We start from the raw sequence: 289 nt of genomic DNA, 5'->3' as shown, positions 1-289 counted from the left end.
AGAGTCCCGAGGCGTCGGAAAGCGAGACGGAATCCGAATCCACCTCGTCCAGCACCACGGAATCCAGTCGGCAGGCCCCCGGCGGCGCGGCTCCGGCCGAGCCGCAGCCGGAGGACGGTGCGGCGAAGGAGATCGATGAGATCCCCGAGCAGACCCCGCAGCGCAGTCCTGAGGAGGAGGCGCTGCTGGAGGAGATCGGCGAGGGCGGGATCGACGTCGCCGGTGTCGAGGAGCAGCTCATCGGGGCCGCCAACACGGTCTGCGACGCCGCGGCGCAGGACTCGGAGAG

Annotated in this window: 1 protein-coding gene; it reads left to right on the top strand. The window is 70.9% G+C overall.

Features of this window, described 5'->3' with window-relative positions:
- A partial coding sequence (locus ACQCVE_RS19645) for a hypothetical protein (protein ID WP_426863674.1) occupies window positions 1–289 on the top strand: 289 nt, incomplete at both ends.

The sequence above is a fragment of the Metabacillus sp. 113a genome (genome assembly GCF_050107635.1).
Lineage (GTDB): Bacteria > Bacillota > Bacilli > Bacillales > Bacillaceae > Metabacillus_B.
The sequence above is the reverse complement of the archived record's forward strand: the minus strand, read 5'-3'. Positions and strand labels throughout refer to the sequence as shown.